At 40.8% G+C, this 26,015-nt stretch carries 21 protein-coding genes and 1 pseudogene; all 22 read left to right on the top strand.

Annotation, left to right across the window (positions count from 1 at the left end; all coding sequences use genetic code 11):
- The first annotated feature begins 2 nt into the window (after positions 1-2).
- The 22 genes and pseudogenes from rseP to dpaB all read left to right on the top strand — a co-directional run bounded on the left by rseP (position 3) and on the right by dpaB (position 25,849).
- A complete protein-coding gene (gene rseP / locus B7E07_RS13825) occupies positions 3-1,265 on the top strand; it encodes an RIP metalloprotease RseP (RefSeq protein ID WP_080846416.1) in 1,263 nt (420 codons plus the stop codon).
- Between the two features lie 377 nt (positions 1,266-1,642).
- Positions 1,643-3,352, top strand: coding sequence for a proline--tRNA ligase (locus B7E07_RS13820; protein ID WP_080846415.1), 1,710 nt, complete (start codon positions 1,643-1,645; stop codon positions 3,350-3,352).
- Positions 3,353-3,703: 351 nt separating this feature from the next.
- A pseudogene (locus B7E07_RS25265) lies at positions 3,704-3,884 on the top strand (hypothetical protein).
- A gap of 114 nt (positions 3,885-3,998) precedes the next feature.
- The gene (locus B7E07_RS13815) at positions 3,999-8,369 is read left to right on the top strand and encodes a PolC-type DNA polymerase III (RefSeq protein WP_080846414.1); all 4,371 of its coding nucleotides are present in this window, start codon (positions 3,999-4,001) and stop codon (positions 8,367-8,369) included.
- 222 nt (positions 8,370-8,591) lie between these two features.
- Entirely contained in the window at positions 8,592-9,404 is an 813-nt protein-coding gene (locus B7E07_RS13810; RefSeq protein ID WP_080846413.1) for a hypothetical protein, read from the top strand.
- A gap of 685 nt (positions 9,405-10,089) precedes the next feature.
- Positions 10,090-10,560 (top strand): ribosome maturation factor RimP, encoded by a 471-nt coding sequence (gene rimP / locus B7E07_RS13805; protein WP_080846412.1) that lies wholly within the window; start codon positions 10,090-10,092, stop codon positions 10,558-10,560.
- Positions 10,561-10,623: 63 nt separating this feature from the next.
- On the top strand, positions 10,624-11,754 hold the full coding sequence (nusA, locus tag B7E07_RS13800) for a transcription termination factor NusA (RefSeq protein WP_080846411.1): 1,131 nt from the start codon (positions 10,624-10,626) through the stop codon (positions 11,752-11,754).
- Between the two features lie 16 nt (positions 11,755-11,770).
- Positions 11,771-12,052, top strand: coding sequence for an RNase P modulator RnpM (rnpM, locus tag B7E07_RS13795; protein ID WP_080846410.1), 282 nt, complete (start codon positions 11,771-11,773; stop codon positions 12,050-12,052).
- Positions 12,052-12,354, top strand: coding sequence for a YlxQ family RNA-binding protein (locus B7E07_RS13790; protein WP_080846409.1), 303 nt, complete (start codon positions 12,052-12,054; stop codon positions 12,352-12,354). Before rnpM ends, B7E07_RS13790 begins: the two co-directional genes overlap by 1 nt.
- Positions 12,355-12,373: 19 nt before the next feature.
- On the top strand, positions 12,374-14,545 hold the full coding sequence (gene infB / locus B7E07_RS13785; RefSeq protein WP_080846408.1) for a translation initiation factor IF-2: 2,172 nt from the start codon (positions 12,374-12,376) through the stop codon (positions 14,543-14,545).
- Positions 14,542-14,823, top strand: coding sequence for a DUF503 domain-containing protein (locus B7E07_RS13780; RefSeq protein WP_080846407.1), 282 nt, complete (start codon positions 14,542-14,544; stop codon positions 14,821-14,823). The genes infB and B7E07_RS13780 overlap by 4 nt, the downstream gene beginning before the upstream one ends.
- A 113-nt stretch (positions 14,824-14,936) precedes the next feature.
- Positions 14,937-15,299, top strand: coding sequence for a 30S ribosome-binding factor RbfA (gene rbfA, locus B7E07_RS13775; protein WP_080846406.1), 363 nt, complete (start codon positions 14,937-14,939; stop codon positions 15,297-15,299).
- A gap of 194 nt (positions 15,300-15,493) precedes the next feature.
- On the top strand, positions 15,494-16,408 hold the full coding sequence (truB, locus tag B7E07_RS13770; protein ID WP_080846405.1) for a tRNA pseudouridine(55) synthase TruB: 915 nt from the start codon (positions 15,494-15,496) through the stop codon (positions 16,406-16,408).
- 35 nt (positions 16,409-16,443) lie between these two features.
- Positions 16,444-17,415 carry a bifunctional riboflavin kinase/FAD synthetase gene (gene ribF / locus B7E07_RS13765; RefSeq protein ID WP_080846404.1) on the top strand — a complete coding sequence of 324 codons (972 nt, stop codon included), beginning with the start codon at positions 16,444-16,446 and terminating at the stop codon, positions 17,413-17,415.
- A 371-nt stretch (positions 17,416-17,786) separates the two neighbouring features.
- Positions 17,787-18,056, top strand: coding sequence for a 30S ribosomal protein S15 (gene rpsO, locus B7E07_RS13760; RefSeq protein ID WP_080846403.1), 270 nt, complete (start codon positions 17,787-17,789; stop codon positions 18,054-18,056).
- 430 nt (positions 18,057-18,486) lie between these two features.
- Entirely contained in the window at positions 18,487-20,607 is a 2,121-nt protein-coding gene (gene pnp, locus B7E07_RS13755) for a polyribonucleotide nucleotidyltransferase (protein ID WP_080846402.1), read from the top strand.
- 176 nt (positions 20,608-20,783) lie between these two features.
- Positions 20,784-21,749: a polysaccharide deacetylase family protein gene (locus B7E07_RS13750; RefSeq protein ID WP_080846401.1), complete on the top strand. Its 966-nt coding sequence runs from the start codon at positions 20,784-20,786 to the stop codon at positions 21,747-21,749.
- Positions 21,750-21,910: 161 nt separating this feature from the next.
- A complete protein-coding gene (locus B7E07_RS13745; RefSeq protein WP_080846400.1) occupies positions 21,911-23,146 on the top strand; it encodes a M16 family metallopeptidase in 1,236 nt (411 codons plus the stop codon).
- 318 nt (positions 23,147-23,464) lie between these two features.
- The gene (locus B7E07_RS13740) at positions 23,465-23,680 is read left to right on the top strand and encodes a hypothetical protein (RefSeq protein WP_080846399.1); all 216 of its coding nucleotides are present in this window, start codon (positions 23,465-23,467) and stop codon (positions 23,678-23,680) included.
- A 282-nt stretch (positions 23,681-23,962) separates the two neighbouring features.
- A complete protein-coding gene (locus B7E07_RS13735; protein ID WP_080846398.1) occupies positions 23,963-24,208 on the top strand; it encodes a YlmC/YmxH family sporulation protein in 246 nt (81 codons plus the stop codon).
- 148 nt (positions 24,209-24,356) lie between these two features.
- Positions 24,357-25,259 carry a dipicolinic acid synthetase subunit A gene (dpaA, locus tag B7E07_RS13730; RefSeq protein WP_080846397.1) on the top strand — a complete coding sequence of 301 codons (903 nt, stop codon included), beginning with the start codon at positions 24,357-24,359 and terminating at the stop codon, positions 25,257-25,259.
- A complete protein-coding gene (gene dpaB, locus B7E07_RS13725) occupies positions 25,256-25,849 on the top strand; it encodes a dipicolinate synthase subunit B (RefSeq protein ID WP_080846396.1) in 594 nt (197 codons plus the stop codon). The genes dpaA and dpaB overlap by 4 nt, the downstream gene beginning before the upstream one ends.
- Positions 25,850-26,015: the final 166 nt, after the last annotated feature.

Here is a 26,015-nt window from a genome sequence, read left to right as displayed (position 1 = left end):
TCTTGAGTACAGTTATTGCCTTTATCGTTATTTTTGGAGCATTGGTTTTTTTCCATGAATTAGGTCATTTGATTTTTGCGAAGAGAGCAGGAATTCTGTGCCGTGAATTCGCAATTGGATTTGGTCCTAAAGTGTTCACGCATAAGAAAAATGATACCGTGTATACCATTCGTCTTTTGCCAATCGGAGGTTTCGTCCGAATGGCTGGAGAAGATCCAGAAATGGTGGAAATTAAACCAGGCTATCGGGTTGGACTTTTATTTAACGATAAAAATGAAGTAGAAAAATTGATTCTCAACAGAAAAGATAAATATCCGGATGCACGCATTATTGAAGTTGAAGAGGCTGATCTTGAGCATAAACTTTTTATTAAAGGCTATGTGGAAGGTGAAGACGAAGAATTACTGCAAACCTTCCAAATAAACCGAAAAGCAATGATCGTCGAAGATGCGGTTGAAACGCTCATCGCTCCATACGATCGTCAATTTGCCTCAAAGACACTTCCGCAGCGAACAATGGCCATTTTTGCAGGGCCGATGATGAACTTTGTCCTAGCTTTTGTCGTGTTTGTCATTATTGCTTTATTGCAGGGCATGCCAACAAGCGACCCGGTTTTAGGAAAGTTAACAGCTGATGGTGCAGCGCAACAGGCCGGCTTAATGCAAGGGGACGTTGTTCATAGTGTGGATGGAGCGGAGGTATCAACATGGGAAGATATTGTTGAAATTATTCGTGTAAGTCCGAATGAAGAAATTGATTTTCATATCGACCGGAATGGCGAGGAGCTAACGGTTCCAGTTACACCAGCTCTTCAAGAGGATGAGACAGGTTCACGCGGTGTCATAGGCGTTTATCAGCCTATGGAAAAATCACCGTTAAAATCAATTGTTTATGGTGCACAGGAAACATATAATTGGACAAAACAAATTTTTGTCATCCTTGGAACAATCCTGACAGGCCAATTCTCGATTGATGATTTATCGGGTCCGGTTGGCATCTATGTATCAGTTGATACAGTTGCTCAAACAGGGATCTATAATCTAATGAAGTGGGCCGGCATTCTAAGTATCAACTTAGGTATTATGAATCTCCTGCCAATTCCTGCGTTAGACGGAGGAAGATTATTATTCTTCGCAATTGAAGCAGTCAGAGGAAAACCTTTGGACCGCACGAAAGAAGGAATGGTCCATTTTGTCGGCTTTGCCTTATTGATGCTGCTGATGATTGTGGTTACATGGAACGATATTCAAAGATTCTTTTTATAAAGCTCTTTTCTCTAAAAGTTTGTTGTTTTTGAATAAGTTTCTATTGATAACAGACTAGTTGATTGGAGCAGAAGGTGAGAGACTCCTGCGGGAGAAGTGGGATAGGTGAGACCCCGCAGGAGCGTAAGTGACGAGGAGGCTCAGCGCCCACCCGCGGAAAGCGAGCGCCTGGAGCGGAAATCAACTTCTGCTCATTTAAGTTCACAGCAACAATGTTTACGAAAACAGCCTTTTATAAAAACGGGGGCATATGGCCTTCGAGCAATATAAAAATTAAGACTGAGTTGGGTTAAATTCCTCGCCTTTTTAAGCGTTCAGTTAAGCTTTGGGGAAGGAATTTAACCCTTCTTTATGATAATAAAAGAGGTGCTATTGAGATGAAACAGAGTATGACACTAATTCCTACTTTAAGAGAAATTCCAGGAGATGCAGAAATTAAAAGCCACCAGCTTCTTTTAAGAGCAGGGTATATTCGCCAGAATGCAAGCGGCATATACAGCTACTTGCCATTAGCACGTAAAATGCTGCAGAAGATTGAACAGATTGTCCGCGAAGAGATGGACAATGCAGGAGCTGTTGAATTATTGATGCCAGCCATGCAGCAGGCAGAGCTTTGGCAGGAATCAGGACGCTGGTATACATATGGACCAGAATTAATGCGGATGAAGGACCGCCATGAGCGCGACTTTGCATTAGGAGCAACACATGAAGAAGTGATCACAAGCCTGGTTAGAGACGAAGTAAAATCGTATAAGAGATTGCCGCTTGCTCTTTATCAAATTCAAACGAAATTCCGTGATGAAAAACGTCCACGCTTTGGAGTACTGCGCGGCCGTGAGTTTATAATGAAGGATGCATACTCTTTCCATGCATCAAAAGAAAGTCTGGATCAAATGTATGACCAGCTTTTTGAAGCGTATAATCGCATTTTTACACGCCTGCAATTAAACTTTAGAGCGGTTATTGCCGATTCTGGGGCAATGGGCGGCAAGGATACACATGAATTTATGGTTTTATCTGAAATCGGCGAAGATACAATTGCCTATTCGAACGAATCAGATTTTGCAGCGAATATCGAGATGGCACCAGTTGCTGTTCATTATAAAAAGAGTGATGAAGCATTACAGCCGCTGGAAAAGGTAAAAACAGAAAACCAAAAAACGATTGAAGAAGTTTCTTCCTTCTTATCGGTTTCACCTGAACAATGCATTAAAACGCTTTTATTCAAAGCTGATGAAAAGTTTGTGGCAGTCCTTGTGCGCGGCGACCATGAAGTGAATGATATTAAACTGAAAAATGTACTGAATGTTAGCGATGTCGAATTAGCAACAGCTGAAGAATCTATGGCAGTTTTTAATGCGCCAGTTGGCTCTGTTGGTCCGATGGGTCTGAAAGATGTGGAAATTATTGCAGACCAAGCGGTTGAATTGCTTGTAAATGCTGTTTGCGGCGCAAACGAACAAGATTACCACTACAAAAATGTGAATCCTGGCAGAGACTTTGAAGTAACTTCTTATGAAGACATTCGCTTCATCCAAGAGGGAGATCCTTCTCCAGACGGAAAAGGCATTATTCAATTTGCTAAAGGAATTGAAGTAGGGCATGTGTTTAAGCTTGGAACAAGATACAGCGAAGCTATGGATGCGATGTATTTAGATGAAAACGGCAGAAACCAGCCAATGATTATGGGCTGCTATGGCATTGGTGTTTCACGCTTAGTCGCTGCTGTTGCTGAACAGTATAATGATGAAAAAGGATTCGTCTGGCCGGTGGAGGTTGCTCCATACGATTTGCATGTTATCGCAGTAAACACGAAGGATGCTGAACAGGTGTCCCTGGCGGAAGAACTTTACGGACAGCTAAAAGAAGCACGCTATGAAGTTCTATTCGACGATCGTGCTGAGCGTGCAGGTGTCAAATTTGCAGACTCTGATTTAATCGGCTTGCCAATTCGAATCACAGTCGGCAAAAAAGCTTCTGAAGGCATCGTAGAAATCAAAGTAAGAAGCAATGGAGACATGTACGAAGTGCACCAATCAGAACTGCTGGCAAAAATCGAAGAAATTACAAAAGAGCTGAAAAAATAAGCATTTTTTATTTGCAGTCAAAGAGGCTGGGACATATGTATCAACACTCTCATAGAATCGAATGGTTAGGAAGTCATCTTTCTAATCATTCGGTTTTTTTATAATTTTATACCATGAGTGAAATGGAGGGGAGGACCGTCGACTCCAGTGGCAATAAAGGAAAAGGTGAGACCCGGCAGGACTTTGCTCCGAGGAGGCTCAGTTTGTGATCGCACGAAAAAACAGGGTCCGCAGCGCAGGTGGAACATATCTAAATCAAAATATTGAATATTCGTGTTTTAGATATATTAATCTCTTTTCTTTAGGCTATTTTCTAAAGTTTGTTGTTTTTGGATAAGTTTTCTATTTGAATTGGAGCAGAAGGTGCGAGACTCCTGCGGGAGAAGTGGGACAGGTGAGACCCCGCAGGAGCGTAAGTGACGAGGAGGCTCAGCGCCCACCCGCGGAAAGCGAGCATCTGGAGCGGAAATCAACTTCTACTCATTTAAGTTCACAGCAACAAGGTTTACGAAAACAGCCTTTCTTTAAGTAAAGTGAAAAAGGCTATGACATAGTTCTTTTACTTCACAGTCAATGAAATCATTTTACCAGTATAAAAAATACATTCAGAATATAGGACATGTGATATAATGAAGACCGTCGAAAAATGTCCGAAGCTAACAGAGACAATCTATTTAGAGAGGAGTGTGAACTGTTGGGAGAGCAAAAATCTACAAAAGAGCAGTTTTTGCTGTTAATGCAGCAGCTGGAGTTAACTGAAGATGCTCTTTTGCCCTATTTTCAAAATGCTGAAATAGAAAAGGTAATTCTCGAGAAAAAAGCACGCAAATGGCACTTTCAATTTGTATTTGAAAACATTCTGCCATGTACGGTCTATAGCAGATTATCCGCTCAGCTTGCGAAGCATTTTTCTTATATTGCTCATACATCCTTTTCCATAAAGGTACTCAATCAGCAATATACCGAACAATTGGTTCTCGATTATTGGAATCATTGTGTACAAGAGCTGGAAGGAATCTCTCCGCCGCTATTAAAGCTATTAAATGAACAAACTCCCGCTGTTCATGGTACCAAAGTAACCATTTCTGTCCGTAATGAAATGGAAGGAATGTCAATTAAAAGCAAGTATGCCGCACTGCTTTCAACTATTTTTCAATCCTTTGGTTTTCCTTTACTGACAATTGATACAGCAGTTCAAGAATCCGCTTCGAATGATGAATATGAAAAATTCCTGGAAGCGAAGCAAAAAGAAGATCAAGAGAGAGGCCTGCAGGCTGCTCTTGAAATGCAGAAGAAGGAGCAGGAAGCTGAAAACTCGGATACCCCTGTACTTTCAGGTCCTCTCACAATCGGCTTAACGATTAAAGATGATGCAGATTACCGCAAGCTCATCGATATTATCGATGAGGAAAGAAGAGTAGCGGTTGAAGGGTATGTTTTTGCAGCTGAAACGAAGGAATTACGGAGCGGCCGAACACTTCTAACGTTTAAAATAACGGATTATACTAGCTCCATTATGGTTAAAATGTTTTCGCGCGATAAAGAAGATGCAGCATTATTCCAGCTGGTGCAAAAAGGAATGTGGCTAAAGGTTCGAGGCAGCATTCAAAACGATACCTTTGTTCGTGACCTGGTAATGATTGGGAATGATATTAATGAAATCAAACCAGTTCAGCGCCAAGATACGGCACCGGAAGATGGAAAACGCGTTGAACTCCATCTGCATTCACCAATGAGTCAGATGGACGCCGTAACATCAGTAAGCACACTTGTTGCCCAAGCGAAAAAATGGGGTCATAAAGCAATCGCGATTACCGATCATGCGGTTGTACAATCCTTTCCGGAAGCCTTTGGTGCCGGTAAGAAAAACGATATTAAAATATTATACGGCGTAGAGGTTAATCTGGTGGATGATGGTGTGCCAATTGCCTATAATGATGCACATCGTCTGATTGCAGAAGATACGTTTGTTGTTTTTGACGTTGAAACAACCGGTCTTTCTGCCGTGTACGATACCATTATTGAGCTGGCAGCCGTGAAGATCCGTGATGGAGAAATCATTGATCGCTTTGAATCATTTGCAAACCCTCATCATAAATTATCGGCCACAACCATTAATTTAACAGGTATTACCGATGACTTAGTAGAAAACGCGCCAGAAGTGGAAGATGTCCTTAAAAAGTTTTATGACTGGACACAGGATGCAGTGCTTGTTGCTCATAACGCATCCTTTGATATGGGCTTTCTTAATGTCGGCTACAAAAAAATAGGTCTCGGAAAGTCACCAAATCCTGTTGTTGATACACTCGAGCTGGCAAGATTTTTGTATCCAGACATGAAAAATCACCGTTTAAATACACTAGCGAAAAAATTCGATGTTGAGTTAACACAGCATCACCGGGCGATTTACGATGCGGAAGCGACAGGATACTTGCTTTTAAAAATGTTAAAAGACGCCGCAAAACAAGGCATCGAATACCATGACCAGTTCAATGATAATATGGGGAAAGGAAACGCCTTCCAAAGAGCGCGCCCTTATCATTGCACATTGCTTGCTCAAAATGAAACAGGCTTAAAAAACTTATTTAAACTTGTATCGATTTCTCATATTGATTATTTTTATCGTGTGCCTAGAATGCCGCGGTCCCTGCTGCAGAAGTATAGGGAAGGACTATTAGTCGGATCTGGCTGTGATAAAGGTGAAGTGTTTGAAGGCATGATGCAGAAGTCTCCAGATGAAGTGGAAGATACTGCGCAATTTTACGATTATATAGAGGTTCATCCGAAAGAAGTGTATTCACACCTAATTGAGCTTGAGCTTGTACGCGATGAAAAAGCATTGAAGGAAATCATCGGCAAGGTAGTAGAACTGGGTGAAAAGCTGAATATTCCAGTAGCAGCTACTGGTAATGTTCACTACTTAAATCCAAATGATAAAATTTACCGCAAAATTCTCGTGAACTCACAGGGTGGTGCCAATCCGCTCAATCGTCATAATCTGCCGGATGTACATTTCAGGACAACAAATGAGATGCTTGACTCTTTCTCCTTCCTGGGAGAAGAAAAGGCGAAAAAAATTGTCGTTGAAAACACAAATGCGATCGCGGATATGATCGATGTAATCAAACCGATTAAAGACGATCTGTATACACCAAAGATCGAAGGCGCCGACGAAGAAATGCGGACCATGAGTTACGATATGGCGAAAAGCATTTACGGAGACGAGCTTCCTGAAATTGTTGAGGCAAGACTTGAAAAAGAACTGAAAAGTATCATTGGACATGGATTTGCCGTTATTTATCTGATCTCTCATAAGCTTGTTAAAAAGTCGCTTAATGACGGATACCTGGTAGGTTCAAGGGGATCTGTCGGATCTTCGTTTGTTGCAACCATGACCGAAATTACAGAGGTGAATCCGCTGCCGCCTCATTATGTTTGTCCGAACTGCAAAACATCAGAGTTCTTTGATGATGGATCTGTCGGATCAGGCTTTGACTTGCCTGATAAAGATTGCCCGAATTGCGGCGGCGTCTTTAAAAAAGATGGACATGATATACCGTTTGAAACCTTCCTTGGCTTTAAAGGGGATAAGGTACCCGATATTGATTTGAATTTTTCCGGAGAATATCAGCCTAAAGCACATAACTATACAAAGGTGCTGTTTGGTGATGAATATGTTTACCGTGCAGGTACAATTGGTACGGTTGCGGATAAGACTGCTTTTGGATACGTGAAGGCCTATCAATCTGATAATAATTTAACACTAAGAGGTGCGGAGATTGACCGATTGGCTTCAGGGTGTACAGGGGTAAAACGGACATCTGGTCAGCACCCGGGCGGTATTATCGTTGTTCCAGATTATATGGATATTTATGATTTTACACCAATTCAATTTCCTGCTGATGACCGCAACTCCGAATGGAAAACAACCCATTTTGACTTCCATTCTATCCATGACAACTTGCTTAAGCTTGATATACTAGGACACGATGATCCAACTGTTATTCGTATGCTTCAGGATTTAAGCGGAATCGATCCAAAGACCATTCCTACAGATGATCCTGAGGTCATGAAAATATTCAGCGGCACTGAATCTCTTGGTGTAACAGAAGAGCAGATTATGTGTAAAACCGGAACATTGGGTATACCTGAGTTTGGTACAAGATTCGTACGTCAAATGCTTGAAGATACAAAGCCAACTACCTTCTCAGAATTAGTACAGATTTCCGGGCTTTCGCATGGTACCGACGTTTGGCTCGGCAATGCGCAAGAGCTTATTCACAATAACATCTGTACACTGAGTGAAGTAATCGGCTGTCGTGATGATATTATGGTTTACTTGATCTATCAAGGTCTTGAGCCTGCTTTCGCTTTCAAAATCATGGAATCCGTCCGTAAAGGAAAAGGGCTTAGTGATGAAATGGAAGAAGAAATGCGCAAAAACACAGTGCCGGAATGGTATATAGATTCTTGTAAAAAGATCAAATATATGTTCCCGAAGGCGCATGCTGCCGCATATGTTCTAATGGCAGTTAGGATTGCTTATTTCAAGGTCCATCATCCGCTTTTATATTATGCAGCATATTTTTCTGTGCGTGCCGAAGATTTTGATATCGATGCGATGGTTAAAGGTTCACAGGCAATTCGAGCTAAAATTGATGAAATCAATGCCAAAGGGTTAGATGCATCAACGAAAGAGAAAAACTTGCTGACTGTTTTAGAGCTGGCTCTTGAAATGAACGAAAGAGGATTTCATTTTAAGAAAGTAGATTTATACAATTCCAGTGCAAACGAGTTTCTGATCGATGGAAATGCTTTGATTCCGCCGTTTAACTCGATCCCAGGACTTGGAACGAACGCTGCCTTTAATATTGTAAATGCCCGTGAGCATGGAGAATTCCTTTCTAAGGAAGACTTGCAGCAGCGTGGTAAAGTTTCAAAAACAATCATTGAATATCTAGATAATCATGGCTGCCTGGAAGCTTTGCCGGATCAGAATCAGTTGAGCTTATTTTAAGATGGAATTTTGAAAAAAGGACCGCACATTCGGCGGTCCTTTTTTGTATATAGGTAAAAATTACGGTTTAACTGTAAAAGTTATTAGTTTCTGTAACTATCACAAAAATATCTGTAAACACTCAATTACCTAATTGTTTTGCTGGCATATGAAACCAAGTCAATACCTTAAACGTACACTTGATAAAGAAGCAAAACACTACACGGGAAGGGGGATATTGTTTTGATTTCAGATCTATATAAACGCCGGGAAAAGCTAGGATATGTTATTTTGTTTCTTCTATTAGCCATTTTTATCGGCTGGCTTATTTTCCAGACACCAGAAACACAGCGTGAATGGCTGGAGTTGTCCTTTTTTCTTCTGCCGCTCGGATTCGTTGTTTCTATTATAATGATTAGCCGTTATCATTATAATAAGGTTAAAGATGTAAACATCCCAAATTCTGACGCTGTAATAATAGAATTAAATCATGTGGTGATCAAAAAGGATGCAGCCATTATCCCAAGATTACTGCTATTTGAGAAGAATGGTGAGTTTATTGGAGTCTTAAAGCCTATAAAGACACCATGGTGGCTTTATTCTCTATATATCATCAGTGAGGAAACAGCATCAATGTTCCCGCAATCTTATGGATTTATATCTCATGATGGAAAGAACTTATTTAAGTTTCATAAAAAAGGATGGCTGAAGCAAGTTACACTTACTATTTTTGATGGGCATAACAAGAAAATTGGTTCATACATACAAGAAGAATTAAAAGCATTAATTCATATTAAAGGAAAGCTTTTGAATGAAAAAGATGAGCAAATCCTCTCAATAAATGCATCAGGGTTTTCAGGAGATTTTAAATGGCTTGATGAGAATGGCGAACAGTGGGCCAGATTTATAAAGGGGCTGTTCCCACACGAATATACGAACATCTTTCGCGATTCACATAATGATATTGTTGAGTTGTCCAATCAGCTGTCAGAAGAAAACAAAATACGGCTGATGTCGGCCATTGGGTATTTATTTATAGCTAGGATGAAACAATAGGTTTAACGACATTTGTCTATCGGCGTTTCCGGGGAATTCAGAGATAATGGAACATGGAGACACATAAGCAGAGTTTGGCTGAGTTAGTCTGTTTTCATTTGTGGGCAAGCCGCCTGCGCTTTTCCAAGATCCAGCTCCGGGGGCTAGGGGCTCGAGGTCTTAAGTCAATCCGTCTAGAAGGTTAAAGAACAACCTTCCAGCCGGCTCGCCTTAAGCTTGTCGCCCCTGAGCGAGCCCCCTGCGCTTTTCCCGAGATCCAGCTCCGGCGGGTAGCCCCTCGAGGTCATAAGCCAATCTGTCCTAAAGGTCAAAGAACGACCTTTATGCCAGCTCGTCTTATGCTTGTCGGGGCTGAGCGACCCGCCTGCGCTTTTCCAAGATCCAGCTCCGGGGGCTAGGGGCTCGAGGTCTTAAGTCAATCCGTCTAGAAGGTTAAAGAACAACCTTCCAGCCGGCTCGCCTTAAGCTTGTCGCCCCTGAGCAAGCCCCCTCCGCTTTTCCAGTCATTTGCATTAATTTTCTGGTTATGGTATAGTTTTATTGGAAATACTACGGATAACTTCGCAAAGGAGAGTGGGGAAACCCACTCTTTCGTGTTGTGTACGCTTTTTTTGGGTAGTATAGATATAATTTCGATTGGCAATGTGACCAATTTGAGATGTAAGTGTTAAAGGAGGGACAGTGAGTGAGCAAAGTTGCCCAGCAGGTAGAGCAGCTAGTTAATCCTATTTTGGATGAACTTCAATTAGAATTAGTTGATATTGAGTATGTGAAAGAGGGAAAAGATTGGTTTCTCCGTGTTTTCATTGATAAAGAAACAGGTGTAGATATCGAAGAGTGCGGAATGGTCAGTGAGCGACTAAGCGAAAAGCTGGACGAAACAGATCCGATTCCATACAACTATTTTCTTGAAGTTTCTTCACCTGGAGCTGAGCGCCCTCTTAAGAAAGACAAAGATTTTGAAAGAGCGGTCGGCAAAAATGTGTACATAAAGACATATGAGCCGATTGACGGTGAAAAAGTTTTTGAAGGCGTTTTAACTCATTTTGATGGAAATATGGTTGAAGTAGAAGTGAAAATCAAGACGAGAAAGAAAACAGTGCAAATTCCTTATAACAAGGTAGCAAGTGCACGGTTAGCCGTCGTTTTTTCATAAGAAAAACATATGAACCAAGTAGAAAGTTAGACTGTCATTATATTAAAGGGGGATATAAATCAGATGAGCAGTGAATTACTAGATGCTCTAACATTGCTGGAAAGAGAGAAGGGTATTTCTCGCGATGTGATTATTGAAGCAATAGAAGCAGCACTTGTGTCTGCATACCGCAGAAACTTTAATCAGGCACAAAACGTTCGGATCGACTTGAATTTGGGTGTTGGCACCATGCGTGTATTTGCCCGAAAAGAAGTTGTGGATGAAGTGTTTGATCCTAGACTTGAAATTTCTGTTGAGGATGCGCAGAAAATCAACCCGAATTATCAGGTTGAAGATATTGTGGAAATGGAAGTTACACCAAAAGACTTCGGCCGAATCGCTGCGCAAACTGCGAAACAAGTAGTAACACAGCGTGTACGTGAAGCTGAGAGAGGTATTATTTACTCTGAATACATTGATCGTGAAGAAGATATCATGACAGGTATTGTCCAGCGTCAAGACCCTAAATTTATCTATGTAAGCTTAGGGAAAATTGAAGCAATCCTCCCGGCGAATGAGCAAATGCCAAATGAACATTATAAAGCACATGACAGAATTAAAGTTTTTCTGACAAAGGTGGAAAAAACGACAAAAGGCCCGCAAATCTTTGTTTCAAGAACACATCCTGGTCTTTTAAAGCGATTATTTGAAATTGAAGTGCCTGAAATTTATGATGGAACAGTTGAACTGAAATCTGTTGCACGTGAAGCTGGAGACCGTTCAAAAATTTCTGTTCATTCCGATAATCCTGAAGTCGATCCTGTTGGTTCATGTGTAGGCCCTAAAGGAACACGTGTACAGGCTGTTGTGAATGAATTAAAGGGCGAGAAAATTGATATCGTTAAATGGTCAGCAGATCCGGTCGTTTTTGTTGCGAATGCATTAAGCCCTTCTAAAGTGCTGGATGTTATTGTGAATGAGGATGAAAAAGCAACAACGGTTGTGGTTCCAGATTATCAGTTATCCCTTGCAATCGGAAAACGCGGACAAAATGCAAGGTTAGCTGCAAAGCTGACAGGCTGGAAAATAGACATCAAGTCTGAAACAGATGCTAGAGAAGCGGGGATCTTTCCGCGTGAAGATACTTTACTGAGCTATGATCATGATGAATTCGAAGATGATAATAACTTCAGCTTTGATGAAGATCAAGATTAATAGAGGTGAATGACCTTTGAACAATCGTAAAAAAGTTCCAATGCGAAAATGTATTGCAACGGGTGAAATGAGACCGAAGAAAGAGCTCGTTCGCATCGTTCGCACAAAGGAAGGCGAGGTTTCCATTGATCTGACCGGAAAGAAATCCGGCCGTGGTGCCTACCTATCCAAAAATGAAGAAGCTGTGAAGCTTGCTAAAAAGAAAAACACTTTAGCAAATCACTTAGAAGTTACAATTGATGAGTCGCTCTATGATGAGTTATTTGACATCATTGAGAAAGAGAATAGGCAATCCTGATGAGAGAAAATCAGTGGATGTCATTGCTTGGCTTGGCCAATCGGGCACGTAAAATCACATCAGGTGAAGAGCTTACCATTAAGGAAATCCGAAATGGCAAAGCAAAGCTTGTATTGCTTTCGGCAGATGCCTCTAGCAACACAGCAAAAAAAATAACAGACAAATGCAAGACCTATCATGTTCCTGTGCGAATAGTAGAAAACAGGGAGATACTCGGGCAAGCAATTGGCAAGGAAGCAAGAGTCGTTGTTGCTGTGCTTGAAGCTGGATTTGCGAAAAAACTGTTAACGTTGCTCGATTAATTCTAGCGGGGGTGAAAACATGAGTAAAATGCGTGTTTATGAATATGCAAAACAACATAATCTATCTAGTAAAGATGTAATTACGAAATTAAAAGATATGAACATCGAGGTTTCTAACCATATGACAACAATTGAAGACGATGCAGTAAAAAAACTTGACGGTATTTTTAATAACAAGGAAGAAAAGCAAGCGAAACCTAGCCAGCCGAAAAGCAATCAGTCTGCAGGCAGTGCTGAAAAAGGCGGCAAACCAGCGGCGAAACCGAATCATGACAATCAAAACCGCGGACCGAAAACGGGCGGACAGAATAAACCGTTCAATAAAAATAATAATAACAACAATAAGAACAACAGCAAAAATAATAAAAACAAGAACCAAAATAAAGGCAAACAGCAGCAGACCCCAGTCGCTCCTGCTCCTAAAAAAGTAAAAGAACTCCCAACGAAAATCACTTACACAGATTCCTTAACAGTAGGAGAGCTTGCGAAAAAACTTCACCGGGAACCTTCTGAAATCATTAAAAAGTTATTCATGCTTGGAGTAATGGCAACGATTAACCAGGATCTTGATAAAGATTCAATCGAATTGATCGCTGGTGAATTCGGAGTAGAAGTAGAAGAAGAAATCAAAATTGATACAACAGATCTGGAAGTGTATTTCGGAGATGACGAAGAAGCTGAATTAATCGAGCGTCCATCAGTTGTAACAATTATGGGTCACGTTGACCATGGTAAAACAACTTTGCTTGATTCCATCCGAAACACAAAAGTAACTGCTGGTGAAGCAGGCGGAATCACTCAGCATATCGGTGCTTATCAAGTTGAAGAAAACGGCAAGAAAATTACATTCCTTGATACACCTGGGCATGCTGCGTTTACAACAATGCGTGCACGTGGTGCGAAAATCACGGACATAACAATCCTAGTTGTTGCAGCAGATGATGGAGTTATGCCTCAAACGGTTGAAGCTATTAACCATGCAAAAGCAGCTGAAGTGCCAATTATTGTAGCTGTTAACAAAATGGATAAAGAAGCAGCAAACCCTGATCGTGTTATGCAAGAATTAACGGAGCATGGTCTTGTGGCTGAAGCATGGGGCGGAGATACGATCTTTGTACCGATTTCAGCAATCAAGGGTGAAGGAATTGATTCCTTGCTTGAAATGATTTTACTTGTAAGTGAAGTGGAAGAATACAAAGCAAACCCTAACCGCAATGCAGTTGGAACCGTTATTGAAGCTCAATTAGATAAAGGCCGCGGTTCAGTTGCAACATTACTTGTTCAAAATGGAACCCTTAAGGTTGGAGATCCAATCGTTGTAGGAAACACATTTGGACGTGTGCGTGCAATGGTGAATGATCTTGGCCGCCGTGTAAAAACCGCTGGTCCATCTACACCAGTTGAAATTACAGGCTTAAACGATGTGCCTCAAGCTGGAGATCGCTTCGTTGTATTTGATGATGAAAAAACAGCGCGCAGTGTAGGAGAAGCTCGTGCAACACAGGCACTGCAAGCACAGCGTAACGAGAAAACACGCGTAAGTCTTGATAACTTGTTTGAACATATGAAACAAGGGGAAATGAAAGACCTAAACATCGTTGTAAAAGCTGATGTTCAAGGTTCTGCTGAAGCTTTAGTGGCTGCTCTGCAAAAGATTGATGTTGAAGGGGTTAATGTCCGTATCCTTCATACAGGTGCTGGTGCAATTAACGAATCAGATATCACGCTTGCGGCAGCATTCAATGCGATTGTAATTGGATTTAACGTACGCCCAGATAATAACGCAAAACGTGCTGCAGATGCTGAAAATGTAGATATTCGCTTACACCGCATTATCTATAAAGTAATCGAAGAAATCGAATTGGCGATGAAAGGACTTCTTGATCCTGAATTTGAAGAGAAAATCATTGGTCAAGCAGAGATTCGCCAGACATTTAAAGTATCAAAAGTGGGAACAATTGCTGGTTCTTATGTAACCGACGGAAAAATCACTCGTGATTCTGGCATCCGCCTAATTCGCGATGGTGTTGTTATTTTTGAAGGTGAAATTGATGCTCTTAAACGTTTCAAGGATGACGCGAAGGAAGTAGCACAAGGCTACGAGTGCGGAATCACGATTAAGAACTTCAATGATGTAAAAGATGGCGATGTAATCGAAGCATTCGTAATGGAAGAAATTGAGCGTAAATGATCATTGGCTTAGCAGCCTGTGAATGCATTATTTATGATGCTCATTCTTTAAAAGAGAAAAGAGCCGTTCTGCAAAGGATTATTACCAGATTAAAGCAGAAGTACAATATATCCGTTTCGGAAGTCGATCATCATGATGTATGGCAGCGGACAAAGATAGCGATTGTAGCAGTATCATCTGCAAAGAAATATACTGAACTAGAGCTTGATAACGCCCTGAAATTGATTGATTCTTTTCCTGAGATCGAACGGACGATAACGGATATAGAATGGCTCTGAAAATACACTTGCACAATGATGAATTTTTTCTGCAGAGTGTTAAATGCTAAAGACAGACAGCATGATCAACACAAGGAACTTGATATGCTGCAGGATAAAGAGGTGAAAATACGATGAGCCTTAGATCAAACAGAGTTGGGGAACAGATGAAAAAAGAGCTTGGCGAAATCATCGGCCGAAAAATCAAAGATCCGCGCGTTGGATTTGTGACGGTAACAGATGTTCAGGTAACAGGTGATCTTCAGCAAGCCACTGTTTATATTTCTGTTCTTGGCGATGAGGAGCAAAGAGAAAACACATTACGTGGGCTAGCGAAGGCTAAAGGATTTATCCGCTCAGAAATCGGGCAGAGAATTCGTCTTCGTAAAACGCCGGAAATTCTCTTTGAATTCGATGAGTCCATTGACTATGGTAATCGCATCGAATCACTGCTTCATCAAATTCAGGATGAACAGCGTTCGGATGATAAGGAATAACAGAAATGATAAATGGATAGACACTAATGTCTATCCATTTTTTACACTTTCAGAAAGTAAATGAGCGGCATGGTCGTTTAATATGTGCAATGGCTGATTCGGAGGAAAGCTGAAGCCCAGCGAAGACAAGAAGTTTGCCTATTAAGTTTGACAGTCGACAACTTTTCTTTATGAAATTTTTAGGAGGAATCATAATGGAAGGCATCATTCCTTTATGGAAGCCAAAAGGGATGACATCCCATGATTGTGTATTTAAATTAAGAAAAATTTTAAAAATGAAGCGTATTGGACATACCGGAACACTTGACCCGGATGTTACCGGCGTCCTTCCGATTTGCTTAGGGAGAGCGACGAAGGTAGCAGAATACATAACAGATGCAGGAAAAGCCTATGAAGGGGAAGTAACACTAGGCTATTCAACAACGACTGAGGATCGTTCTGGAGAAATTGTGGAGCAGAAGCCTGTTACAGAGACGTTTACTCGCGCGCAGGTCTTAGCCGTATTAGAAGAATTAACCGGTACGATTACACAAACGCCTCCGATGTATTCAGCCGTGAAAGTGAATGGGAAACGTTTATATGAGTATGCGCGCCAAGGAATTGAAGTGGATCGTCCGACGAGAAACGTCCAAATATATTCCATTGAACTATTAGATGAGCGTGAGTTTTTCAGCGGTCATGAAATCTCTTTTCGTTTCCGGGTCTCTTGCGGAAAAGGAACGTATATCCGGACACTTGCCGTTACAATGGGAGAAAAGCTCGGATATCCTGCCCATATGTCAGACTTATCAAGAATTCAATCGGCATCCTTTACGCTTGATGACTGTTTAACACTTGCCGAGGTGGAAGAAAAAACAGCAGATGGGACCATTGAAGAGGCGATCTTCCCCCTTGAAACCGGTCTTTCTGATTTGCCCAAATATGAAATAAATGATACATTAGCAATGAAAGTGAAAAATGGCGCTGTCTTACAGACACCAGAACAGTTTCTAACCTATTCTGGCCCCATTCTTATGACAGACGAAGATAGCCGTGCAATAGCGGTATATATAAATCATCCCGAAAAGCACGGACGGATGAAACCTGCAAAAGTTTTGCGCAATGATTAATCATTTTGGCGCTGGAATAGAAAAGGTGAGATTTTGTGAAAGTTATATACATTCATCATCCCCATGAATTAAAGCAGAGTGATTTTCCCGAGCTTTCCATTGCATTAGGCTTTTTTGATGGCGTTCATCTTGGCCATCAAAAAGTTATTCTTGAGGCAAAAAAGACAGCAGAAGAAAAAGGCGTGAAAAGTGCCGTGATGACATTTGATCCTCACCCGTCTGTTGTCTTGGGGAAAAGTGTTCAGCATGTTGAATATATCACGCCATTAGATGCGAAAATCTCTTTGATTGAGGACCTGGGAATACAATATTTATTTGTTGTCCATTTTACAAAGGAATTTGCAAGTCTCCTGCCGCAGGAATTTGCCGATTCCTATTTAATTGGTTTAAACGTCAAATACGTTACGGCTGGATTTGATTACTCCTATGGGAAAATGGGCAGAGGTACAATGGAAACCTTGCCGTTTCATTCCCGTAGCCAATTCCAATCTGCAATAGTTCCGAAGCTTGAGTGGAATGAGGGGAAAATCAGCTCTACAAAAATTAGAAGCATGATTGCTGAGGGAGAGACAGCTGAGCTGCCTGCTTTGCTTGGCAGACACTATATGACCTCTGGAGTCGTGATTCACGGTGATAAGCGCGGACGGACGATCGGTTTTCCAACTGCTAATGTTGAGCATGCTGACGAGTATTTAATACCGCCAACTGGTGTGTATGCAGTTAATATCCAAGTAGAAGGCAAATGGCATGAAGGTGTGTGCAATATTGGCTATAAGCCAACCTTTCATAACGAAAAAATGAAAAAGCCTTCGGTTGAAGTTCATATATTTGAGTTTAACGAAGATATTTATGGGAAGACTGTTACCATTGAATGGCATAAACATCTGCGCAGCGAAAGGAAATTCGCTGGAATTGATGAACTTGTTAACCAAATTAATCAGGATAAAGCGGAAGCTGCCCAGTATTTAAAGGAAGTAAAAGAAAAGCAGCTGCTTGGAACGGATTAAGAGCATTCTTTTGTTTTTTTTGTATAGCTATGCAGGTGATCGGGACGGAAGGGTGTGATACACCTGCTGGACGAGAGGGTAGCTCGAGTACCGCTGGAGCGACAGCGACAAGGAGACTCAAGTGCGCCCTGCAGACAGCGAGCATCCTGAAGTGGAGATACTTTACGTTGAAAAATAGACCAAAAAGGGATTGAATCGATCGGGATACTTTAAGCGTAAACTCTTTTCATGACAAAAAACGTCGATTATCCTTGCATTTTAAAAGGAAAAGATGTATTCTTAATAACGTATTAATAAAGAACCTTTGCTTGGCAAGTCGAGTCACCGACGCTTGCTCAGTAACAGGGGATATCTATTAGGAGGTGAACCGGATGGCAATCACAAAAGAACGTAAAAATGAACTAATCGCTGAGTACAAAACTCATGATAGTGATACTGGATCTCCAGAAGTTCAAATCGCTGTCCTTACAGAAGAAATTAACAGCTTGAACGAACATTTACGTACGCACAAGAAAGACCACCACTCTCGTCGCGGTCTTCTTAAAATGGTAGGTAAGCGCCGTAACTTATTAACTTACCTTCGTAACAAAGACGTTCAGCGTTACCGTGTGTTAATCAACAAACTTGGTTTACGCCGATAATAAGAATGCTTATAAAGCAGGCTTATGTCCGGCTTTATATTCTAATGTCTTATTTCAGAGAAGCGGGATTTTTCCCGCTTTTTTATTAGCAAAAAAAAGCTGCTTTTTTTATACTTAATACATAGCGGATTACATTTTACAGATTACAAAAAGTGTGCATACTAAGTGATGTATATTAGTTGTTATAAACTTGTTTTTTCTTTAGTTTAAAACTTGAGTAATGTCTAGCTCTAGCGCCTAGCCTCTCTTTGGTCTAAGCCAATCCAGCCAAAAGATCAAAGAACGATCTTCTGTCTGGCTCATCTTATTCTTGTCGGGGCTGAGCGAGGCGCTTCCGCTTTTCTAATATGTTAAGCATATTGCTTTTCGATAAATTATAGGTGGAGGATTTCCGCCTTTTGTAAGTGAAATGGCAGAGAGGGGTACAAATATGGGACAAGATAAACATGTCTACAGCCTTGAATGGGCTGGTCGTAAGCTGACTGTTGAAGTTGGCCAGCTTGCAAAGCAAGCAAATGGTGCTGTATTAGTCCGTTATGGCGATACAGCTGTATTAAGCACAGCAACTGCATCAAAGGAACCAAAAAACTTAGATTTCTTTCCGTTAACGGTTAATTATGAAGAACGGTTATATGCGGTAGGTAAAATTCCGGGAGGCTTTATCAAGAGGGAAGGACGTCCGAGTGAAAGAGCGATTTTGGCTAGCCGCCTAATCGACCGCCCAATCCGTCCTCTTTTTGCTGATGGCTTCCGTAATGATGTACAAGTTGTCAGCATGGTGATGAGTGTGGATCAGGACTGCTCTTCTGAAATGGCTGCAATGTTCGGTTCATCATTAGCATTAAGTGTATCTGACATTCCTTTTGGCGGACCAATTGCTGGCGTAACAGTTGGAAGAATTGATGGTAAATTCATCATCAATCCATCTGTTGCACAAACAGAGCAAAGTGATATTCATTTAGTCGTTGCCGGTACAAAAGACGCGATTAACATGGTTGAAGCGGGTGCGGATGAGGTACCTGAAGAAACAATGCTTGAAGCGATTATGTATGGTCATGAAGAAATCAAACGACTGATCTCTTTCCAAGAGAAAATCGCTGAAGAAATCGGCAAAGACAAAATGGAAATTGTTCTTTATCAAGTAGACCAAGAGCTTGAAGCTGAAGTTCGCGGCATTTGTGAAGAAAAAATGATTCAAGCCATCCAAGTACAAGAGAAGCATGCTCGTGAGGCTGCTATTAAAGAAGTAAAAGTTGAAGTTGTTTCTCAATACGAGGAAAAAGAAGCAGACGATGATCAGCTTAAACAAGTGAAACAAATCCTTGATAAGATTGTTAAGGGTGAAGTAAGACGATTAATTACGGAAGATAAAGTACGTCCAGATGGACGTGGGTTAGAAGTAATCCGTCCGCTTTCATCTGAAGTAGGTTTGCTTCCGCGTACTCATGGATCAGGATTATTTACACGCGGACAAACACAAGCACTTAGCATTTGTACACTTGGAGCGCTTGGTGATGTGCAAATTTTAGATGGTTTAGGCATTGAAGAAGAAAAACGCTTCATGCACCACTATAATTTCCCTAATTTCAGTGTGGGTGAAACTGGACCAATTCGCGGACCAGGCCGCCGTGAAATTGGACACGGAGCACTTGGTGAGAGAGCATTAGAACCAATTATTCCATCTGAAAAAGATTTCCCATATACTATTCGTCTCGTTTCTGAAGTATTAGAATCCAATGGTTCTACTTCTCAAGCAAGTATTTGTGCAAGCACACTTGCAATGATGGATGCAGGGGTTCCAATTAAAGCTCCAGTAGCTGGGATTGCAATGGGTCTGATTAAATCAGGTGACCATTATTCCATCTTAACGGATATTCAAGGAATGGAAGATCACCTTGGAGATATGGACTTTAAAGTAGCAGGTACATCCAAAGGTGTAACAGCATTGCAAATGGATATTAAAATTGAAGGACTCTCACGTGAAATATTAGAAGAGGCTCTTCAGCAAGCAAAAACTGGACGTATGCAAATTTTAGACTCTATGCTAAGCACGATTGCTGAGCCAAACCAAGAGCTATCTCAGTATGCGCCGAAGATCCTTATGCTTAGCATCAATCCGGATAAAATCCGTGATGTGATTGGACCAAGCGGGAAACAAATCAATAAAATCATTGAAGAAACTGGCGTGAAAATTGATATCGAACAGGATGGAACTGTCTTTATTTCTTCTATTAATGAAGAAATGAACCAAAAAGCAAAATCCATCATTGAAGATATTGTACGTGAAGTTGAAGTTGGACAAATGTATTTAGGTAAAGTAAAACGAGTTGAAAAATTCGGTGCATTTGTTGAAATCTTCAATGGCAAGGATGGTTTGGTTCATATTTCTGAATTGGCAGAAGAGCGTGTAGGCAAAACAGAGGACGTCGTTTCCATTGGTGACGAACTTCTTGTTAAGGTTACAGAAATTGATAAACAAGGCCGTGTGAACTTGTCTAGAAAAGCTGTCCTGCGTGAACAGCGTGAACAGCAAGAAAAAGCACAGCAATAATATATGTAATTGAACATCCATATAGTTCATGAAAGTCAGGGTACTTCCCTGGCTTTTTCCTGCATATACACTGATTTTATAATCGTTGGATTGATCGTATTAACAATTCTTAAGCTTGTATTCTTCGTTCTACCTTGTCCCCTCAAAACATAATGTGTACTGAGGAGGCGTGTGGAATGAAAAAATTAAGTGTGTTAATCATCATGACTTTGATTTCTTTTCTAATCGTTAATAATCCAATGACGACTACATATGTTGCAAGTTTAAAAACAGAAAGCATTGCTGTAACAGGTCAAACCAAACCGCTGCTGGATGAAATTAAGGAAAAAGCTGAATCTTACTATATTGCACCAGCAGACGCGAAAATTGACCGTGTGTGGAAGGCTTTGCCTGGTTTAAATGGGGTAAAAGTAAATATAGAAGAATCCTATAAAAAAATGAAGAAGGATAACGTATTTGATGAAGATAAACTTGTCTTTGATCAAATACCGCCAAAGGTTCACTTAAGTGATCTTTCTCCTTCACCTGTCTATAAAGGGCACCCTGACAAACCAATGGTTAGCTTTATTATCAACGTAGCATGGGGAAACGAATATTTGCCTGACATGCTTGCAACACTTAAAAAACATCATGTTTCAGCGAGTTTCTTTTTAGAAGGGCGCTGGGCCCAAAACAACCCTGATCTGGCCAAAATGATTGCGGCAGCAGGACATGAACTGGGCAATCACTCGTATACTCACCCGGATATGAAAAATGTATCGGCTGCAAAAGCACGTGAAGAAATTAAAAAGACAAATGAAGTAATTGAGGCTATAACTGATAATGATGCTAAAGTGCGCTGGTTTGCTCCTCCAAGCGGAAGCTATCGAGATGAAATAGTGTCCATAGCTGCTGAAGAAGAATTAGGAACTGTTATGTGGACGGTTGATACCATTGATTGGCAAAAACCAACACCTGATGTATTGATCCAAAGAGTTATGGGTAAGGTGCATAGTGGGGCGATGATTTTAATGCATCCGACAAAATCAACTGCGGAATCGCTTGACCGTCTCATTAAAGGACTAAAAAGCAAAAACCTGGAAATTGGCACAGTGTCACAGCTTCTGAATGAGGACAGAATTTTTGCAGAAGATAAAAAATAATAATCAGCGATTTGGAAAAAGTAACTATAATGAGATAAACTAGTACCATATGCACTGTAAATGGTTTGAGGGGGTCAAACCTGTGCGGCAGCAAAATCTCCAGTTATAAAAGGATTGAATGCTGGGGACTATTCAGCAAGCAAAGAACAGGAGGATATATTTTGATAAAAAAATATACATGTCAAAATGGGGTAAGAGTTGTACTAGAAAATATTCCGACTGTCAGATCCGTCGCAATCGGCGTGTGGATTGAAACAGGTTCACGAAATGAGAATGCGGAGAACAACGGCATCTCTCACTTTTTAGAGCATATGTTTTTCAAAGGTACAAAAACAAGATCGGCCCGGGAAATTGCCGAATCCTTTGACAGCATTGGCGGTCAAGTAAATGCCTTTACGTCAAAAGAGTATACTTGCTATTATGCGAAAGTATTAGACACACACGCTAATTTTGCTTTAGATGTACTGTCAGATATGTTCTTTAACTCTACATTTGTTGATGAAGAGTTAAACAAAGAAAAAAATGTAGTTTATGAAGAAATTAAGATGTATGAGGACACGCCAGACGACATCGTTCATGATATTTTGAGCCAGGCTATATATGAGAATCATCCGCTCGGTTATCCGATCTTAGGGACAGAAAGCACATTGGCAACCTTTACTGGTGATACGCTTAAAGAATATATGTACGAAAATTATACCCCTGAAAATGTTGTTATTTCCGTTGCAGGGAATATAAACGAAAGCTTTATTAAAGATGTAGAGAACTTCTTTGGTTCCTATGAAGCTTCAAAAAAAGCAAGAACAACAGAAAAGCCAGCTTTTCATCCGCATCGCCTTGCACGTAAAAAAGAAACCGAACAGGCCCATTTATGTTTAGGTTTTGAAGGCTTGCAAGTTGGCCATGATGATATGTACAGCTTAATCGTCTTAAATAATATTTTAGGCGGCAGCATGAGCAGCAGGCTTTTCCAGGATGTCAGAGAGCAAAAAGGACTAGCATACTCTGTGTTCTCCTATCATTCTGCATTCCAGGACAGCGGTATTGTTACATTGTACGGAGGTACAGGGGCAAATCAGCTTGATGTTCTCTATGATACAATGCAAGAAACGCTGGAGAAGTTAAAAGCAGAAGGCATTACGGACAAGGAATTAAGAAATAGCAAGGAACAAATGAAGGGCAGCTTAATGCTGAGCCTTGAAAGTACAAATAGCCGCATGAGCCGCAACGGGAAAAATGAACTCATCTTAGGGCGTCATCGCACACTTGACGAAATCGTAGAAGAAATTGATGCTGTGACAAAGTCTTCTGTGGATGAAATGGCTCAAAGAATATTTAACGATCAATTCTCAGTTGCACTCATCAGTCCCGCTGGGGAACTGCCAAGAAATTTATAAACCTATGAAACAGACTGCTCCGTTCTGATGTGACGAATGTTCGATTACAGGGATGTTAAATAGTGTTTAAAAGAGGCTGAGACATAAGTATTTAACACACTCATAGAACCGAATGGATAGGAAGTTATCTTTCTAATCATTCGGTTTTTTTATTTATGATTATAAAATATATTTTATTAACAGGGGTAAAATGGAGCGGAGGATCCTCAACTCCTGTGGGCAATAGAGGAAAAGGCGAGACCCCGCAGAACTTTGCTTCGAGGAGGCTCAGCTTCCTCCCCACGGAAAGCGAGGGTATGGAGCGCAGGTGGAACGAACTTGTTTAAACACCCAAACCAAGATAGTGAATTTATTCGTGTATTAGAAATGTTAATTTCGTTTAGTCCCAGCCTTATTTTTTCACAAAAAATCCTGACAGATGCTAAGAGGGAAAAAGTGAGTGTGAAAATAGACGGAGAAATTACGCTTATTTATAAAAAACCGCTAAAAATAGCTAAAATAGACGGAGCAATTCCGGCTATTTTCTTAAAATAAGGCAAAATCGAGCTATTTTTTATGCATAGTCGGAAAAACTCCCCTTATTTTCCCCGAAAATAGCTCCATTTTAGATTTAAGCGGAAATTCTCCGCTTAATTTACTCACCATTTTAATAGTTAAGGCTTCAAATCCAAATACAAGCATACTCCCTGTGCGTTTTCATATGCGATTCACCACAAGCTTCGTTTTCTGTATTTGGGTGTGCAAATCACTTCTAAATAGAGCACTTGGTCAATAAAATAAAACAAGTATATCAACCAAACGAACGGAGGTTTGCATATGAGGCTAAGTGAACTCAGCGGCAAAGAAATTGTTGATGTGAAAAAAGCAGAGCGGCTCGGCGTGCTTGGACAAACAGACTTAGAAATTAACGAAAAAACCGGGCAAATACAGGCACTGCTCATTCCGAATGTGAAATGGTTTGGGTTTAAACGGCAAGGCACGGAGGTACGTGTGCCATGGAGCCATATTCAAAAAATAGGCAATGATATGATGATCATTGATATCCCCGATGGAAATGAATAAAAACATAAAAAGAGCGAATGACTGCAAAACATGCGGTTATTCGCTCTTTTTATGTTGGAAAACTCACCGAATCTTTCCCCTGAACATAAGATGTTGAAGTAGTTCAGTAAAAGAGTCTATTGATTCTTTAAAAGAAGGTGAGTGTTGCATGCTGACAGGATTACAAATCGCAGTTATCGGCGGAGATGCAAGGCAACTGGAAATTATTCGCAAATTAACCGAGCTTGATGCAAAGCTATCTTTAATAGGATTCGAACAATTGGATCATGCTTTTACCGGTGCGGCGAAGGAAAAACTTGATGAAGTTGATTTCTCGAATATAGATCACATTATTTTGCCTGTTGCAGGAACAAGTTTGGAAGGAAAGGTAGAAACGATCTTTTCGAATGAAAAGGTGTATTTAAATCAAGAAATATTAGACCAGACTCCTTCCCACTGTACTGTTTACTCTGGTATTTCGAATGATTACCTGACTGGCATAACAGAAAAGGCCAATCGAAAACTTGTTAAGCTCTTTGAGCGAGATGATGTAGCCATCTATAATTCAATTCCAACTGTTGAAGGAACCATCATGATGGCGATTCAACATACTGACTTTACGATTCATGGCTCTGAAATTACCGTATTAGGCCTCGGCCGTACAGGAATGAGTACCGCGAGAACATTTCAAGCCCTAGGTGCAAAGGTGAAGGTTGGAGCAAGAAATAGTGCACATATTGCCAGAATTACTGAAATGGGAATGACTCCATTTCATATGGATGACATTGACAAAGCTGTTGCAAATACGGACATTTGCATTAACACGATCCCGCATCTTGTCTTAACTGCTTCTGTTATTTCAAAACTGCCTGTTCATACATTAATCATTGATTTGGCTTCAAAACCGGGCGGTACCGATTTCAGATATGCTGAAAAACGCGGAGTCAAGGCATTGCTTGCTCCAGGCTTACCAGGGATTGTAGCGCCAAAAACGGCGGGGCAAATTCTGGCTAATGTGTTAACACAGTTAATCGGAGAAGAATTACAGACAAGAAGGGAGCAGCAATCATGAGCTTAAAAGGAAAACGCATCGGCTTTGGATTAACAGGCTCGCATTGTACGTATGATGCAGTCTTTCCTGAGATTGAAAAGCTTGTTAATGCCGGAGCAGAAGTAATACCAGTTGTTACTTTCACAGTAAAAAATACTACAACAAGATTTGGAAAAGGGGAAGACTGGGTACAGCGCATCGAAGATTTAACAGGAAACAAGGCAATTGATTCAATTGTTGCTGCTGAACCACTTGGTCCAAAGCTTCCGCTTGATTGTATGGTAGTAGCACCATTGACAGGAAATTCAATGAGTAAGTTTGCCAACGCAATGACAGATTCTCCTGTCTTAATGGCTGCGAAGGCGACATTGAGAAATGGAAGCCCCGTCGTATTAGGCATTTCCACAAATGATGCTTTAGGCTTAAACGGGGTTAATTTAATGCGACTAATGGCAACAAAAAACATTTATTTTATTCCTTATGGCCAAGATGATCCAGTCAAAAAACCAAATTCCATGGTAGCAAGAATGACTCTGATCTCAGAAACAATTGAAGCAGCCATTGAAGGAAAACAGCTTCAGCCCGTGATCATTGAACGCTATAAAGACTAATTGTAAAAGACACCAGATGGGGAGCAGGCCAGCTGTTAAAAGCGCTTGCTCCACATCTTTGAATACAGCGAGAACCTCTAATAAAGCAATACCCGCAGAAACTTCTCTCCTAAGAACTTAACATATCGGACAAATAGTTGATGTGGTAACGAACCGTGTGATCCAC

The organism is Cytobacillus gottheilii (assembly GCF_900166665.1).
Taxonomy (GTDB): domain Bacteria; phylum Bacillota; class Bacilli; order Bacillales; family Cytobacillaceae; genus Cytobacillus; species Cytobacillus gottheilii_A.
The sequence above is the reverse complement of the archived record's forward strand: the minus strand, read 5'-3'. Positions and strand labels throughout refer to the sequence as shown.